This window comes from Halobacteriovorax sp. RT-2-3 (assembly GCF_047085075.1).
Lineage (GTDB): Bacteria > Bdellovibrionota > Bacteriovoracia > Bacteriovoracales > Bacteriovoracaceae > Halobacteriovorax_A.
Map to the genome: position 1 here is coordinate 232,640 of NZ_JBKIYF010000003.1, position 15,801 is coordinate 248,440.

The 15,801-nt window shown below is 36.2% G+C and carries 9 protein-coding genes; all 9 read right to left on the minus strand.

From position 1 onward, the window contains the following. The 9 genes from ACMAYX_RS11605 to ppdK all read right to left on the minus strand — a co-directional run bounded on the left by ACMAYX_RS11605 (position 1) and on the right by ppdK (position 15,792). Positions 1-1,542: a sigma-54-dependent transcriptional regulator gene (locus ACMAYX_RS11605; RefSeq protein WP_412469932.1), complete on the minus strand. Its 1,542-nt coding sequence runs from the start codon at positions 1,540-1,542 to the stop codon at positions 1-3. A gap of 152 nt (positions 1,543-1,694) precedes the next feature. After that, a complete protein-coding gene (locus tag ACMAYX_RS11610; RefSeq protein ID WP_103218946.1) occupies positions 1,695-1,925 on the minus strand; it encodes a hypothetical protein in 231 nt (76 codons plus the stop codon). A 237-nt stretch (positions 1,926-2,162) separates the two neighbouring features. Next, entirely contained in the window at positions 2,163-3,329 is a 1,167-nt protein-coding gene (metK, locus tag ACMAYX_RS11615) for a methionine adenosyltransferase (protein WP_103218945.1), read from the minus strand. A gap of 119 nt (positions 3,330-3,448) precedes the next feature. Then, positions 3,449-5,143 carry a hypothetical protein gene (locus ACMAYX_RS11620; protein WP_103218944.1) on the minus strand — a complete coding sequence of 565 codons (1,695 nt, stop codon included), beginning with the start codon at positions 5,141-5,143 and terminating at the stop codon, positions 3,449-3,451. Next, positions 5,127-6,551 (minus strand): Mur ligase family protein, encoded by a 1,425-nt coding sequence (locus tag ACMAYX_RS11625; protein WP_412471973.1) that lies wholly within the window; start codon positions 6,549-6,551, stop codon positions 5,127-5,129. The genes ACMAYX_RS11620 and ACMAYX_RS11625 overlap by 17 nt, the downstream gene beginning before the upstream one ends. Before the next feature lie 73 nt (positions 6,552-6,624). After that, positions 6,625-10,470 carry a hypothetical protein gene (locus ACMAYX_RS11630; RefSeq protein ID WP_412470914.1) on the minus strand — a complete coding sequence of 1,282 codons (3,846 nt, stop codon included), beginning with the start codon at positions 10,468-10,470 and terminating at the stop codon, positions 6,625-6,627. A gap of 14 nt (positions 10,471-10,484) precedes the next feature. Beyond that, the gene (locus ACMAYX_RS11635) at positions 10,485-12,167 is read right to left on the minus strand and encodes a hypothetical protein (protein WP_412469935.1); all 1,683 of its coding nucleotides are present in this window, start codon (positions 12,165-12,167) and stop codon (positions 10,485-10,487) included. A gap of 86 nt (positions 12,168-12,253) precedes the next feature. Beyond that, positions 12,254-13,141 (minus strand): serine hydrolase, encoded by an 888-nt coding sequence (locus ACMAYX_RS11640; protein WP_103218939.1) that lies wholly within the window; start codon positions 13,139-13,141, stop codon positions 12,254-12,256. Further along, on the minus strand, positions 13,141-15,792 hold the full coding sequence (ppdK, locus tag ACMAYX_RS11645) for a pyruvate, phosphate dikinase (protein WP_392990789.1): 2,652 nt from the start codon (positions 15,790-15,792) through the stop codon (positions 13,141-13,143). The genes ACMAYX_RS11640 and ppdK overlap by 1 nt, the downstream gene beginning before the upstream one ends. Between the last annotated feature and the right edge of the window lie 9 nt (positions 15,793-15,801).

The following is a 15,801-nucleotide window of genomic DNA, read 5'->3' on the forward strand; positions in this document are numbered from 1 at the left end:
TTATTGTTGCATATTAACGTCTAAATTTCTCTTCTTCATTTTTTCGATAAGTGTCGTACGATTCATCTGGAGCAGCTTTGAAGCTTGGTTCTTATTACCATTTGTTTTAATAAGAGCTTGCTTGATTAGCGACTCCTCTACTTCATTCATAAAATCTTTTAAATTGATACCGTTTTCTGGAAGACTAACAAGGTCATCTGTATCAATCATCGAACGATTTGTAAGAGCTAAGATTTTAGGCGGTAAATCTTGCGGTCTAATCTTATTCCCACCTCTTAAGATAACAAGTCTTTCAATTAAATTCTCAAGTTCACGAACGTTACCAGGCCATTCATATGACATAAGAATTTCAAAAGTCTCGTCATCTAATTCAATATCGTTTCTTCCGTCTGCACTTACAAAACGAGATAAGAAATATGATATTAAAAGTGGAATATCTTCCCTGCGATCTTTAAGAGCAGGGATTTTTATAGGAATTACGTTTAAACGATAATAGAGATCTTCTCTAAAATTGCCTTGCTGTACTGAATCTTCAAGGTTTCTGTGTGTTGCCGTAATGATACGAACATCAACAGGAGTCGTCGTTGAAGAACCAACTCGCTCGATTTCTCTTTGCTGTAGAACTCTAAGAAGTTTTACTTGAAGTAGTAGTGGCATATCACCAATTTCATCTAAGAAAATTGACCCACCATTAGCAGCTTCAAAGCGTCCCATGCGACTTGATACTGCTCCAGTAAAGGCTCCTTTCTCATGACCGAATAGCTCACTCTCTAAGAGTTCTCCAGGAATGGCACCACAGTTTACATTTACAATTTTATTGTGATTACGATTTGAAGATAAGTGAATGGCCTTCGCTACCAACTCCTTCCCTGTACCAGAAGGTCCACCAATTAAGATTGTCGAATTAGAAGCAGCAACCTTCTTAATTCTTTCAAAAATCTTTCTCATTGGTTTTGAGCGTCCAATCATCCCACAAAACATATCATCTTCTGTAGGCATCTCTAGCTTGTATCTACTACTAAATGAGCGTTTATCGCTTGATACTGCTGAATTAGCATTAATCTCAAGACTTTCGCGATACTCTAGCTTGTGAACAAGAGCTCTAACAACTAGATCCTTAAGCGCTTCTAACTCAAACGGTTTTGTTAGATAGTGAAAAACACCTTTCTTCGTTGCCGCAATGGCAGTTTCAATTGATGCAAACCCAGTCATCGCTATCGAGCTAAAAGTTAGCCCACGCTCTTTTAAGAGGTCGATTAAGTAAAGCCCATCTGAAGAATTATCTTCAAAACTAATGTCAGTAATTAAACAAAAGCGATCAACTTGATTCTTTGTAATATGCTCGATTGCAGGTGCAGGAGAAGAGAAACTAATAACTTCTAGGTTAATCTTCTTACTTAGATACTTCGTTATCATTGCGGAAAGAGTTTGATCATCTTCCACGACAATAATGACTGGTTTTCTTCCTTGATCGATTTTTACTTCATTATCTGATTCATCATTAGAAAATGTATCAGTTAGAAAACTAAAATCATTCTTCATGTGTCATTGCCTCTCATCGTGTGAGGTTAAAATTGTCCCACTAAAATGGTATCGAATAATTCGTGGACGTGTCAATTTTTTAACACCAAGATAAAACTTCCGAAACTAGCATAAATAGCTAATATTACAGTATTAAACAAAAAGTTTAGTCTCTAAAAGTTTCTTACAATATCTAAGAAATAATGAACAACTTTGTCTGGGCCACCGGCCATTATCCAAATAAAGAGAAAGAAACTTGAGATACAAGAGCAAAGTGCAAAAAATAATGGCGGCAGAGTATAGCCTCTTAGCCAGTAATAATACGCGAAACGGCCACCGATAATAATAATTGGAATTGACCAAAATGGCGTGTAGCGCAATGTGAACATGAGGAATTCATTCATAGGATAAGTATAATCGCATTTGCAAAAAAAGAAAGTCATTCCCATTAGTCGGCCCTTGAGTCGAACCGTCGTGCATAAATGCACTCCTCTCGATTAATTCAATAGCTAAAGAATAGTGGGCTAGCACCGCAAACAATAGCCCGCCTTGGGGCGGCCAATTTCGCGGATGCTTCATTCATAAAGGTATTTTAAACTGAAAACAAAAAAAAAGCTCCCTATTGGGAGCTCTTTTTTATATTAAAGGCATAAAGCTTTTAACTTCTCTACGTAAGACAGCTCTTCCCAAGGAAAGAATCCATCTTTAGTTCTACCAAAGTGCCCATAAGCAGCAGTTGGAGAATAGATTGGTCTTAGAAGATCTAGTCTTTCAATGATTGAAGCTGGCTTCATATCAAAGATTTGGTTAACAGCATTGTTAATCTTTGCAACATCAACTTTCTCTGTACCAAAAGTATCAACAAGTAGTGACATTGGCTCAGCAACACCAATTGCGTATGCAACTTGTACTAGAGCTTTTTCAGCTAGACCTGCAGCAACGATGTGCTTAGCAATTTGTCTTGTAGCATAAGCAGCTGAACGGTCAACTTTAGTTGGATCTTTACCAGAGAATGCACCACCACCGTGAGCACCGTGACCACCGTAAGTATCAACGATAATCTTTCTACCAGTAAGACCACAGTCACCCATTGGGCCACCGATAACAAATTTACCAGTTGGGTTAATGAAGTATTTTGTGTTGTTATCAACAAGTGAAGCTGGAACAACTTTATTAACAACTTCTTCTCTTACTGCTTCTTGAACTTGAGCAAGAGTCATGTTGTCTGAGTGTTGAGTAGAAACAACGATTGCATCAATACGTGAAAGTTTACCATCTACGTACTGAGCAGATACTTGTGTCTTACCATCAGCTCTAAGCTCACCTAGAGTTCCATTCTTTCTAACTTCTGAAAGTCTTTCAGCAAGTCTGTGAGAAAGATCAATTGTCATTGGCATAAAACTGTCTGTTTCATTACAAGCGTAACCAAACATTAGACCTTGGTCACCAGCACCTAATTCTGTATAAGTACCTTCACCAACGTTTACACCTTGAGCGATATCTGGTGATTGCTTATCAAGAGCAACCATAACTCCACAAGTGTTAGCATCAAAACCTTTGTCAGAGTGATCGTATCCAATCTCTCTAATTTTATTTCTTACTGTTTCTTGAAAATCGATATTAGCTTTCGAAGTAATCTCACCTGCAAGAACAACTAAACCAGTTGTAATCATAGTCTCACAAGCAACACGAGATTTTGGATCTTGTTCTAACATCGCATCAAGTACCGCATCACTGATTTGATCCGCAATTTTATCAGGGTGCCCTTCTGTTACTGATTCAGAAGTGAATGTAAAATCTTTTAGCACTGCCTCATCTCCTAGCTATAAATAATTAATACACTAATAATTGAATGAATATACTTCTATTAGCACGTTTTAACAACTAGTTTAAGGCACTATTTTCAATAGTTTATACTCAATAAAAATTAGTAATCATCGTTCTTTACGAAGTATTTGAAATAATGAGGATTACGATATTGGTAGAATTTACCAGTCCTCGCAGAATGTACATAAACATTATTTTTATAGCGATAAACATCATATGTTTGCTCGCCACTATCTTTAAATGAATACAAGAAGTTCAAGTTCTTACGATTCAGTAGAGTATTTAATCTTGTCGTATTATGAATTAAAGGCCCAGGCCTTTCTTCCATGCTTGAATATTCATCCCATAGTGATGACATATCCATTCTTCCCAGCATTGATGCTCTCGAAAAATAGCGAGTAGCTTTGAAATCTTTATCAGGGTTATGTAACTCATCTAAAATCATTTTCAAGTTCTTACGCATTAGTTTGCGAGCAGACTTTGATTGATCAGGACAAAAGATTCCTTTAGATGCAGGAATAAAAAAGTAAGTAAAAGAGAATTGTCCCCTTTTAAAAAGTACATTTAACCAAGGATACTTTTGTGTGTCCTTAACTCCAGCATCTAATAGTGACTGATAGAAAGGCTCGTCACTTTCAATAGTATTATAGCCAGGATTATCAACACGATTGATTACAACCTTAGCAACATCTCTTCTTTCACTTCCGTAACTATCGTCAAGGCGACCAACTTCATGAATGAGAATCGTCTCAAGTGCATATAGCTTGCGATAAATTTCTTTTTGTCTTTTCCAAAACTTATAAACTAATGCTTCTTTATCATAGATATACTTACTTAAAGCATAACGTGCTTGATTCTTATCTTCGAAAATTTTCTTTAAGATATCATCTTTCGTTTTACTCTTATTTAAAAGATCAACGTAGTAATCCTCTCGTTCAATGATTTTCTTTTGCCAATAATTTGTTCTAGCAAAAGTTTTCTTATAACCTTGTCTTAAAACACCATCAAGACGAGAAATTAAATCCGAAATATCATAACGGAGGTCTTCCGTTAAAAATGGCTTATCAAAACCAACAATACGTAAATAAACAGAATCAATTAGTGACCGTAAGCTTAGATCAGATCGACCTTTTTTAGGGTCAACACTCCCATCTTCAACGATCTTCCTTAACAAATAAGCAGAGTTTGACTTCTGCTTACCTTCTGCTGTCTCTATATCTTTAACTTTATCGTATTCACTTCTTAGGTGAAGATGATCAACGGGAAAGCTGAATGACTGTAGAAAGAAAAGACTATTTAAATATACTTCAAGATCTGTTAGAAATTTTTTTATCTCGTTCTTTGATTTTAAAGCGACTAATGATTTAGTTTTTAAGTCTTTTATATAGCGATATTTATAATTGTGGCGCATGGCCTTTTCAAACTGATTTTGAATTTCACGATTTCGCGAAAGAACATTTCTAAACGAACGCATTTTTGAAAGACGTTTATTAACACCCTTTATCCACTCACGTTTCTTTTGCATTAATGGGAGATATTCTTTAATCGTAGCTTCATCAAGTTCACCATTTAGTTTGAACGGAATAAAAATACCATTACCTAAAAAGTTTTTATAAAGCTTTTGTGACTCATTATATATCTTCATTGAGCATGTCGCTTTATACTGGGCGCGATGAAGTTTCATATACTCATTAATAACTTGAGCATCACTAATTTCTTTTGCTTGAACAAACTGATTTGAAAAACTTGTAAAAGCGATTAAAAATGGAAGAGTTGTTTTAAAGTGCTTTAACAAACTCACTACTCCATAAGCCGAGACAAGAACTATTGCTCATAACTAATTGAACACTTTGCCCATTACTATTTTCTTTAATTAAAGAAATTAAAGGCTCTAGCTCAGTGACAATATTTGTTCTAATTCCGCTTTTCTCTAAGTCTGATTGTAACTTATCAACATCTAAATCCCCCTGCCCTTTGGCCGTCGTCGGACGAGATGGTTTGATAATCGTTGCACTGACAGCCTGTTTTAAAGAATCAGCAAAGCGCTCTTGAAATAGGTCACTTCGAGCTGTTGCTGAGCCTGGCTCTAAATAAGCATGTATCTTCTTACCTGGATATTTTAATGAAATAGCATGTAGTGTTTCCAAAACAGCTGTTGGATGGTGTGCAAAATCATCGATTATCGGAGACTCGTTATATATCCCCTTAACTTCTTGCCTTCTTTGAACCATTCTTAGATCTAGTATTCCTGCTTGAATCTCTTCAGGCTTTTTCCCAGCTTTTAAGGCAACGATAATAACAGAAGCTAAATTTAAAATATTATGATGTCCCATTAGATTTGTTTTGAATTCGTGATCACCCAATGAACATTTCATAGTAAATGTCGTTAAACCATTATCGACATTGATTATTTTCACATTATCACGATCATATTCTGACCAAGACTTATCCGTAACTTTAAGATCGTTAATACTTTTCCATTCAGAGCATGCAATTACTTCGTCCACACTAGGAAGAATTGCTTTAAACTCATTTTTTATATCTTCAATTGATTCAAAAATATCTGCATGGTCGAACTCAAGAGATGTAATAATTAATTTATTAATATAGTAAGAGCGAAATTTTGAGAATTTTTCAAAGTATGCCGAATCGTACTCATCCGATTCAATAAAGAAGTAATCCCCTCTTCCAACTCTTGCAGGTGGGCGCTCGTCCATAACACCACCGATAAGGTAGCCCGGCTCCATCCCCAACTTTTCAAAAAGTTGAACACCGAAGTATGTAGTTGTCGTCTTACCGTGCGTCCCCGAAATACCAACAACAGTTTTATCTTTTAAAACGAGTGCTCCAATAGCGGCCGGAAATGAACAAAAAGGAATTCCTGATTCTTCAATAAATTTTGCATCATCAGAGTTTCTTGCAACGACATTACCTACAACAATTAGATCAAAATCTTTAATTACTTCTTCAATATTATGTTCTTCAAATTTATAGACATCAATACCCGAGTTATCTAGATAGGTACTCATTGGTGGGTAAAACATACGATCCGCACCAGCTACTTCAAAGCCTGCTTCTTTTAGTAAACAAGCAGCTGCTCCCATTCCCGTCCCACAAATGCGGTAAAAGAATACTTTTTTTAATTTATTTGATTCTGTTAATGCAGAAAGTGCATTTATATCTTTATAATTTTCTAAATTCATAACTTACCCTTTATCCGTCAATTTTAACCGTTTTTCGGACAAAGGGTAAGGGTAAATATTTGTAATTAATCAATTACTGTTGAGATAGGAACATTTTAATTACATCCTTACATGTCTTAGTTGAGTTTGCAGATGTAATACCATCCGGGTTAATTTGATTCCACCACTCAAGCACCGCTTTAACTTTGAAATCTTCATTATCATCGGACTGTACCGCAATTCTTTCTAATTCAGTTGGTTTGAGTTGGCGTCCAATCTTTTCCTCAACAGCATCCTGAATTGCTTCAAGATCTCCAGCAGGTTCAATTGAAATAATCTCATCAGGAAAGACAATCAGTGGAATCATCTCTTCTAGCTCATTATAATTTGAAACAAGATTTAATAAGCTCCTATTATTAGACATCTTTAGTGCGGCTATATTTTGCCCTTTAAATTCACTAGCAAAACTATCTGCTACAGATAGGACTGAGCCTGATAAAAATGGAGAACCTAAAGGCTCAACACTATGCCCTTTAAATACTGCGGCCAACGATTGAAATTCAACTGGCATATATTGACCTGACTTTTTACTAATTTTTTTATCAAAGAAAGTTTTTAAAGAACGAAGCCTTCTCGTATAACTTCCCTGATTCTTAGTTAGCATTTTGGCCATAAGGAAGTGTCCACCATCATCTGATTCACGAACAAGATCATCTCCTAGGCCTCTAAAGCTCACAAAGAAGTCATCACTTGGATTTTCAATTTCTTTTAACCATCTTTGCCAAGCTGCAATCTCAGTTGGCTCCATTTGTTCCCATGGCATATAAGCTTCAATAAGTTCTGCCACTTTCTTACGATTACCTGAAGAAATATAATCATCTAACTTGAGATCTTGCGCCTCAAGTGCTTTATGAAGTTCTTTCCATTGTTTGGCCAAACCATTTCGAACAGTCTTTTCAGAACGCACTTTCTTCTTAAGGTTATTTACAATTTTTGATGCGTGTTCTTTTCTCGTATTTGCATATTGCTCAATTTTAGAAAGTGCTTCATCAGCATTTCCTTGGAAGTAGCCTCTCATCATATTAGTAAGCTTATCCATAGCATCTACTTCTGCACGTGCTAAAAACTCACGAGAACGCATTGATCCATGCTTTGCATTTAAAGCTGCTTCGGCCCAAAATACCGGATGTTTCAAGAAGTCGCCATTGCGTGTAATTTGCTCCACATGCATAGCCTCTTCTAAAAGAACCAGAGGATTCTTATATCCTTCCTCAGTAAAGCGTACCTTTATTAAAAGCCCTTTTTCAGGATCAACATCTGGAACAATTTCAGCAAGCTTTCCATCTTCAAGTGTAGCATTCTTTTCAACTACAACTTCATATCTGTAGTTTTTAGCATTTCCTTGTAAGTTAGCTGACTTAATATATTCATTAAAAATATAAACAGGATCTTTATCAAATTGTGCTTTAAATTTTGCATGTGTATCAAAATCGACTAAAAGATCTTTTGTTGATTGGTCTGGTTTAAAAAATGATAAGTGACAGAATTTATCATCAACACAAACATCTGAGTTATTAACAGTAGGTAGGAAATTAAATTTTAAATTACCATTATAAGTAACTTGTGCATCAAGACCGGCTTGCTTAAATGCGGACTGAGAATAAAGATTAACAAGGAAGTCACTGTCAAGACCTACGTATTTTGGAATTGTAACAAATTCCTCAGATGGGGGTCCTCTTATAAAATTGATTTCACAAAACTTAGAAACCTTACTAATTTCTTTTTCTAAGTCAGCAACAACTTCTTTATATTGCTCAACAATAGCATCTGTATCAGCATGAACGTTGATAATAATCTTATCTGTTTTAGGATGCCACTTACCATCAACAAATTTCTTATCGATAGAAATCTTTGGCATATGCCCAAACTCTTCAAGTTTTCTTAAAACATAGCTTGAAACTTCAGATGATTCAGTAATTCTCTTTGTAAAGTAATTATCACTAAAGTTATCAACTGAATCGACTACGGCCTGAATCTCTGCTTCAGAAACATTCTTATTATCTTTTAACATTGAAAAGACATAATACTTTAATGTATTTGCCTTATTCCCTAGTACTTTATCAATTGTACTTCTCAATATTCCAATGTGGTTATCAGCAGTATTTACTCCTTGAGGAATACCCACTTTGTCTCTATCAAGCATTGCATAGAGAAGTTTATTCAATGAATTTCTTCTTTTTGCACCAGTGGCCGATGCGAGTGTTTCACCTTCAGAATTTAAAACATCTGAAATTAGAAGATAAGCTTGGAGATCATCATCTTGACCATTAAGAATTTTTCTTAAGTGACTTACTTCAACTTCAACAAAATCTGAATGACTAGAACTCTCTGTTAACCACTCATTTGTTTCAATAAAAGGAGAATAAACATGATCAACAGTACCACCGACTTTAGCACCATCAATATCCATAATCGTTCCACGAAGTTTTTTGCTTTCTCCGTCTAAACGAGTATGTGAAGGAATCACAAGATCACCAACACTATAGCCTTTATCAGGAAACGCTCCCGCAGTACCGATATATGTTATATTCTTATGTCCAGTATTCTTTAAGGCCTTAGCAAGTGGAGAGATCTCATCCCCCCAACTATTAGCAACAACACGCCAAACAACGTCTTCACCTTCAGAATTTTTAAAGACAAGATCAGACATTGAGATAACATAGTTATCATAGTCATATTTCTTAAACTCAAAAGGTTCTATCCCCTTGGCCTTAATTGTCTTTTCTAATTTCGTATAAGCTGTTTCGACATCTTTTTTATTTTTAAAAATATCGTATTTCTTAATATCACCATCAGCCATTAACGCTTTAAAGGAGTCTTTCAATTTATCCGAAATATGTGAAAGCACCAAATCAGGCTCGTCTTCGTAAAGATTTTTAAGTGCACGTACTTTCCATAACGTTTCAAACGTCCTCTCAATAGCACCCTTTTGACCAATGATGACTCTTTCAGATTTTGGTAAATGTCTAAAAATACCTGATAACTCATCCTCCATCATTTTGTGAGTCTCATCCAGATCACCAAAGATTCTCACCTTATTAGTTACTGTGTGTCCTCTTTTAGAAAGTCCAAATTGCAACATTAAGTGATTAAGGCGATCTTTCCCACCAATGGCCGTGATAGCGTAGCGATAAGTTGATTCTCCAGGATATTGAACAGCATAAATTTTATTATAATTATTAGCAAAAGGACGGATTTCCTTTAATATCTGACCACCATTTGCCTGAAGATTCTTTAAGAATTCTCTTGAGTTCTCAAGGTGAAATTCTACATCGCGATTACTTTCAACAGCTTCCCAAAATACAGCACGTGTTGTTCGATTAGAAATATAGTGATCCGCATCTAGGGTTAATTCACCATTTTTAATTCCTTGATCAGGAAGAGTGAATTCTGATCGCGGCTCTACTTTAGTAACAGCTGAATCATCTTTTGGTTTAATCTTAGAGTCTAGAAGAGTGAAACCTTCATTAAGCTTATTCTTAAAGAAGTTATAACCCCATTCATAGCTTGTTTTTGTCCCAGAAGGCTTCTTACCTAATCGATCTTTTAGAATATCATAAATGATTGCATCATAATTTTTTGCATCAAATATTCTTGAATCGCTTGAATATTTATCGACGATATAATCAAGCTCAACTTTTTTAAGAACATCTAATGATTCCTCATCAATCTTCTTTCCAAAATTATTAACGTACTCGCCGATATAGTAATCAAGTTTATCAACTGCTAATAAAGTCTCTAGCCTCTCCATATCTGCAACAGATGCAGGAGCTCTCGTACTAAAATACGAATATTCAGAGCGATCGACCTGAGTATACTGTGTTAGAACAGTGAGAGTGAGTAGTAAGACGGAAAGTAAACCAAATGCTTTCTTATGCATGTATTCCTCTTTTATTATTGTAAGAAGCTCTTAATAGCGTATAAACAATTATTAATCTTAGGCATTTCATCAATCACTTTTACTTTCCCCTTACTTGAAGAAGAAAATTTATTTTTTAAGTTACTAAAGAAATTACTAATCTTCTTGGCAACTCCAACATTACCTTCTGTCGATCCTGTTAGGTTTGATTTCAACTTTGGAACTAGGTATGCCTTATCATATTCATTGAACTCACTAGAGCGAGACAGAATCTCGTCAGCAATACTAGGCCCTTGAGCATCTCCATAAATCCTAATCATCTCTTTTCTAAGACCGTCATGAAGTGAGTCTTTAATCGCCTCGCGATTTGTCTTCTCCATATAATCCTCATCAAAGAATCCAACCATTTCATCTGGGAAAGTAATTAGTGGAGCAAGGTATTCCATTTCAGACTTAAAACCAGACATTTGATTAAAAATCAGAAGCTCTGGATCGATTAGGAAAGCCCCCATAGCACCTTTTGCATCGGCCACAGTCTTATCATCTGCAATAGAAAAACCAAATGTATATCCAGTATCAAAGTTTGAAGTGAAAGAAAGGAATGGGCTTCCTTGCGCTTCAATTGAGTGTTGTTTAAGCATTGTCGTTAAACGAGCAGTTTCGACAAATTTAGAGTCTGCATTACTTGGGTTTGAAGCAATCTTCTTACCATACATCGTCTGTAAAGAACGAAGCCTACGGTTATAAGTCCCTTGATTTCTTGTAAGAATTGTCGACATTGAGCCTAGGTTTGCTTGCTTAACAGCATCCTCATATTCTAGCTCTTGACCATTTACGATTTGTGGAAAAAGTCGATCTCCATAAGTTCCACGATATACTAGAACCTTATCTTTGGCTTCAATAGGGTTTCGCATGCGCTTAAGAATATGATTCCAATACGAATCTTCAATAGGAGTCATTTGCTCCCAAGGAAGATATTTTTCAAGAAGATCTGCAACACCTTTTCGGTCATTACTTTGAATAAGTGCTTTAAGCTGATGATTTTCAGCAGCTTTATCCAGCGCGGCCATTGCATTTTTTCGCGCTGTCTCTTTCGCCTTCATTTCTTTTTTCACAACTTTAAAATCACTTTCAAGTTGAGAGATTCCTTCTTCGATCGTTTTACGATCTTCATCGTAAAGCGCTGAATCACCTAATGCCTTAATTTTTAATTCTTCTAAAGCGATCTTTGCACGAAGGTCTCCATTTTTAGCATTATGTGCAATTTCAAAGAATGAATAGATATTTACGATATTCTTTTTCTCATTAATTTCAGATAGAAAATTGAATAAAAGACTCTTTGAAGATTTAGTGATTGCTTCATTATTTGTTGAACGAATAACTTTTAAAACATGAACACCATTTTCTTCAATGGATGTATCAATTGCAAATGCTTGACCTTCAGGTAAATCCATAGAGTCTAGTGAAATTAAGACGGCCCTTGTTTCACTCGAATCATAAACTCTCTTTTGTAAGTTTACATTGTAATGTGCAACTAGCTCTTCTAAGTTACGGTCAAATAGGTCAGACACCTCTGTAACAGAATTTAAGTAAAGAGCAGGTTGATTACTAATCTCACCATCGACACTTGAGATCGATCGATCTTTTTGCTGACAAGACATTAGTAAGAATGAAAATACTAAAAATAATAATTGAATGCGCTTAAGGACGAGTCCCATTATTCATCTCCGATAAAATACTTGATATTTATCGGCAATTATTAAGAATTTCTTAATTGAAGCTATAAGAGGAACTGTAAATTCAGCTACTTAGAAAAGAAATTATTTGCGATTTCCTTCCTGATTTCACTTAATTTCTGGCGGTCATACCAATACTTAATGACTTCATTCGATAAGATCACCACTCCTTTTTGCGAGTGTGGTTCAATCCAAATTGAAGTACCTGTAAAACCAAGATGACCAAAAGTATCTTTATTGGAATAAATACCTGCAAGAGATGTTTCAGGATTTGTCACGCTATCCCAACCATTAATAAATCGATGATCACTTTCACGATTTGTTTTATTAATTAATTGATAATCATTATTTACTCTTAGAAGTGTTCGGCAAACGCCATCAATGGTTCCAAAGAGCCCAGCATGTGAAACTTTCTGCGCAATAACGAAAGCATTATCATCGTGAACTTCCCCATCAATGATATCTCGGTTTCGACGTCCCGTTGGCACACAGATCTCATCTTCGATATCAAGCCAATGCTTTATTTCTTCATCCCACATTGTTGAAACAAGTTCGTAAAGCCCTTGCTCCTTTTCGATTTCAAGTTGAAGCCTTAGAGCGCCAAAATCAGAATAAAGAGTTTCGCTCTCTTTAATCTCATATGAAAGAATTTGTTCTCTCCAAGTATCGACCGAGAGTCTCCCCCAAGAATTCAAACCACCACGATGATTTAAAAGAAGCTTCATATCTTCAGAGAATAGCTCTGGTTTATTTAAATAAGCAAAACCAAGTGTCAGAGGCTTTGTCAGAGAGGCCAAATCAAAATAAACCTTTTGACCTTTTAAAAAAGGATTTTCAAAAAAAGAAAATGTTTCATACGTACTTTTTTTGAAGTCAATATAAGCAAAAGCAAGGCAGTTAAAATTATAACTGCCAAACTCTGCTTTTATTTTGTTTGTTAATTCTGTAATCGACATTACTTGTTGCGAATCACGGCCTGTGCCGCTGCAAGACGAGCGATAGGAACTCGGTAAGGAGAACAAGAAACATAGTCTAATCCAATTCTATGACAGAAGTCGATTGATTGTGGCTCACCACCATGCTCTCCGCAGATTCCAACGTGAATATCTTTATTGGCACTTCTACCTTGCTCTGTTGCAAACTTAACAAGATAACCAACACCTTCTTGATCAAGAGAAACAAATGGATCATTTGGAAGAACTGATTTTGAAATATATTCAGTTAAGAAACGTCCAGCATCATCACGAGAAAGTCCAAAAGTTGTTTGTGTTAAGTCATTTGTACCAAACGAAAAGAAGTCTGCATGATTTGCAATCTCAGCAGCAGTAATAGCAGCACGAGGAAGCTCAATCATTGTTCCAAGTTTGTATTTGAACTCTTTATCACCTTTTGTCTTATTAATTGTTTCAACAAGAATTTCTCTTAAGATTGATAGTTCTTTTGCTGTTGCAACAAGAGGAATCATAATCTCAGGTCTAACATCAACACCTTCAGCAATAGACTCAAGAGCTGCTTGAGTGATAGCAGTTACCTGCATTGTATAGATTTCTGGATATGTAATTCCTAAACGACAACCACGGTGTCCAAGCATTGGGTTAAACTCGTGAAGTCTTTCACAGCCATCTTCAATTGTTTTAACTTCAACATCAATATACTCAGCAAGTTCTTTTTTCTCTTCATCTGAGTGAGGTAAGAACTCGTGTAGAGGTGGATCAAGAAGTCTGATATTAACAGGCATACCATCAAGGGCCTTGAATATTCCTTTGAAGTCTTCTTTCTGATAAGGAAGAAGTTTTGCAAGTGCTCTTTCTCTTTGAATTGTTGAATCAGCGAAAATCATCTCACGAACGGCAAGGATTCTCTCTGGCTCAAAGAACATATGTTCCGTACGACAAAGTCCAATCCCTTCTGCACCAAATTTAACGGCCGTTTCACTGTCTTCTGGGTTATCAGCATTAGTACGAACTCTAAGTGTTCTAATCTCATCTGCCCAAGTCATAAACTCAGCGAAATCTGCATTGATTTCAGCATCAAGTGTTGGAACCTCACCCTCTATAACTTCACCTGTTCCACCATCAAGTGTGATGAAGTCACCTTCAACATATTTCTTATCGCCAATCATCATCGTGCGATTCTTACTATCAACGAGAATGTCAGAACATCCTGCAACACAAGGCTTCCCCATACCACGAGCAACTACGGCCGCATGTGAAGTCATCCCACCACGAGCAGTTAAGATCGCCTGAGCGGCTGCCATTCCAGCAATATCTTCAGGAGAAGTTTCTTGGCGAACAAGAATTACCTTTACTCCATTTTCATGCATACTAGTGGCATCGTCTGAGTGAAATACAATCTTACCTGCACCAGCTCCTGGAGAAGCAGGAAGACCTTTTGCAATAATATTCTTTGTTGCATCTGGATCAAGTCTCGGGTGAAGAAGTTGGTTAAGTGCTTCAGGATCGATTTGCATAATCGCTTCTTCCTTCGTCACAATTCCTTCTTTCTCAAGATCAACAGCAATCTTTAATGCAGCTGCTGCAGTTCTTTTTCCATTACGAGTTTGAAGAAGATATAGTTTATCTGCTTCAATCGTAAACTCGATATCCTGCATATCTTTGTAATGCTTTTCTAGTTGCTGATAAAGTTCCGTTAATTCAGCAAACGCCTTAGGCATATATTCTTCAAGTGTTTTTTCATTTCTATTTGAATCATTCTTTGAACACTCGTTAATTGGAGCAGGAGTTCTAATTCCCGCAACAACATCTTCCCCTTGAGCATTTACAAGGTATTCACCAAAGAACTTCTTATCCCCAGTAGAAGGATCACGAGTGAAGCAAACACCTGTTGCACAATCATCACCCATATTTCCAAAAACCATGGCCTGTACGTTTACAGCAGTTCCCCAGTCTCCTGGAATATTATTAAGCTGACGGTACTTGATAGCTCTTGGGTTATTCCATGAACCAAATACTGCTTCAATTGCTAGCCATAGTTGTTCCATTGGATCAGTAGGAAAAGCCTTTCCTGTTTCTTGTGCAATAATTTGCTTATAGACTTTTACTAAATTTTTAAAATCTTTTGCATCTAACTTTGTATCAGAATCAACGCCCTTTGCTTCTTTTAAATCTTCAAGAGTAGATTCTAAGAGTGAATGGCTCATTCCCATAACAACGTTTGCATACATTTGAATGAATCTTCTATATGAGTCCCAAGCAAATCTCTCGTTACCAGACTTCTTGGCAAGGGCCTCAACAGTTTCGTCATTAAGTCCTAAGTTTAGAACCGTATCCATCATTCCTGGCATCGAAACTCTTGCTCCAGAGCGAACAGAAAATAGTAAAGGATTGTCTCCACCACCGAAAGTTTTCTCTGTTGAAAGCTCAACAAGCTTTAAAGACTCAATAACTTGGGCCTTAATTTCTTCATTTATTTTATTAGCTTTTTGATAATCGATACAGGCTTCAGTTGTAACTGTAAAACCTGGAGGGACTGGTAATCCAAGAGCAGACATTTCAGCCAGGTTGGCACCTTTACCACCTAGAAGATTTTTCATGCTTCTATTACCTTCAGTTTTTTCCTTTGAAAACGAGTAAACCCATTTACTCATAACTGCGCT

Bases quoted from the DNA above. Each gene is read 5' to 3' on its own strand.
- ACMAYX_RS11605 (WP_412469932.1), bottom strand. From the start codon at position 1,542: ATGAAGAATGATTTTAGTTTTCTAACTGATACATTTTCTAATGATGAA.
- ACMAYX_RS11610 (WP_103218946.1), bottom strand. From the start codon at position 1,925: ATGAATGAATTCCTCATGTTCACATTGCGCTACACGCCATTTTGGTCA.
- ACMAYX_RS11625 (WP_412471973.1), bottom strand. From the start codon at position 6,551: ATGAATTTAGAAAATTATAAAGATATAAATGCACTTTCTGCATTAACA.
- ACMAYX_RS11640 (WP_103218939.1), bottom strand. From the start codon at position 13,141: ATGTCGATTACAGAATTAACAAACAAAATAAAAGCAGAGTTTGGCAGT.
- ACMAYX_RS11635 (WP_412469935.1), bottom strand. From the start codon at position 12,167: ATGGGACTCGTCCTTAAGCGCATTCAATTATTATTTTTAGTATTTTCA.
- ACMAYX_RS11630 (WP_412470914.1), bottom strand. From the start codon at position 10,470: ATGCATAAGAAAGCATTTGGTTTACTTTCCGTCTTACTACTCACTCTC.
- ppdK (WP_392990789.1), bottom strand. From the start codon at position 15,792: ATGAGTAAATGGGTTTACTCGTTTTCAAAGGAAAAAACTGAAGGTAAT.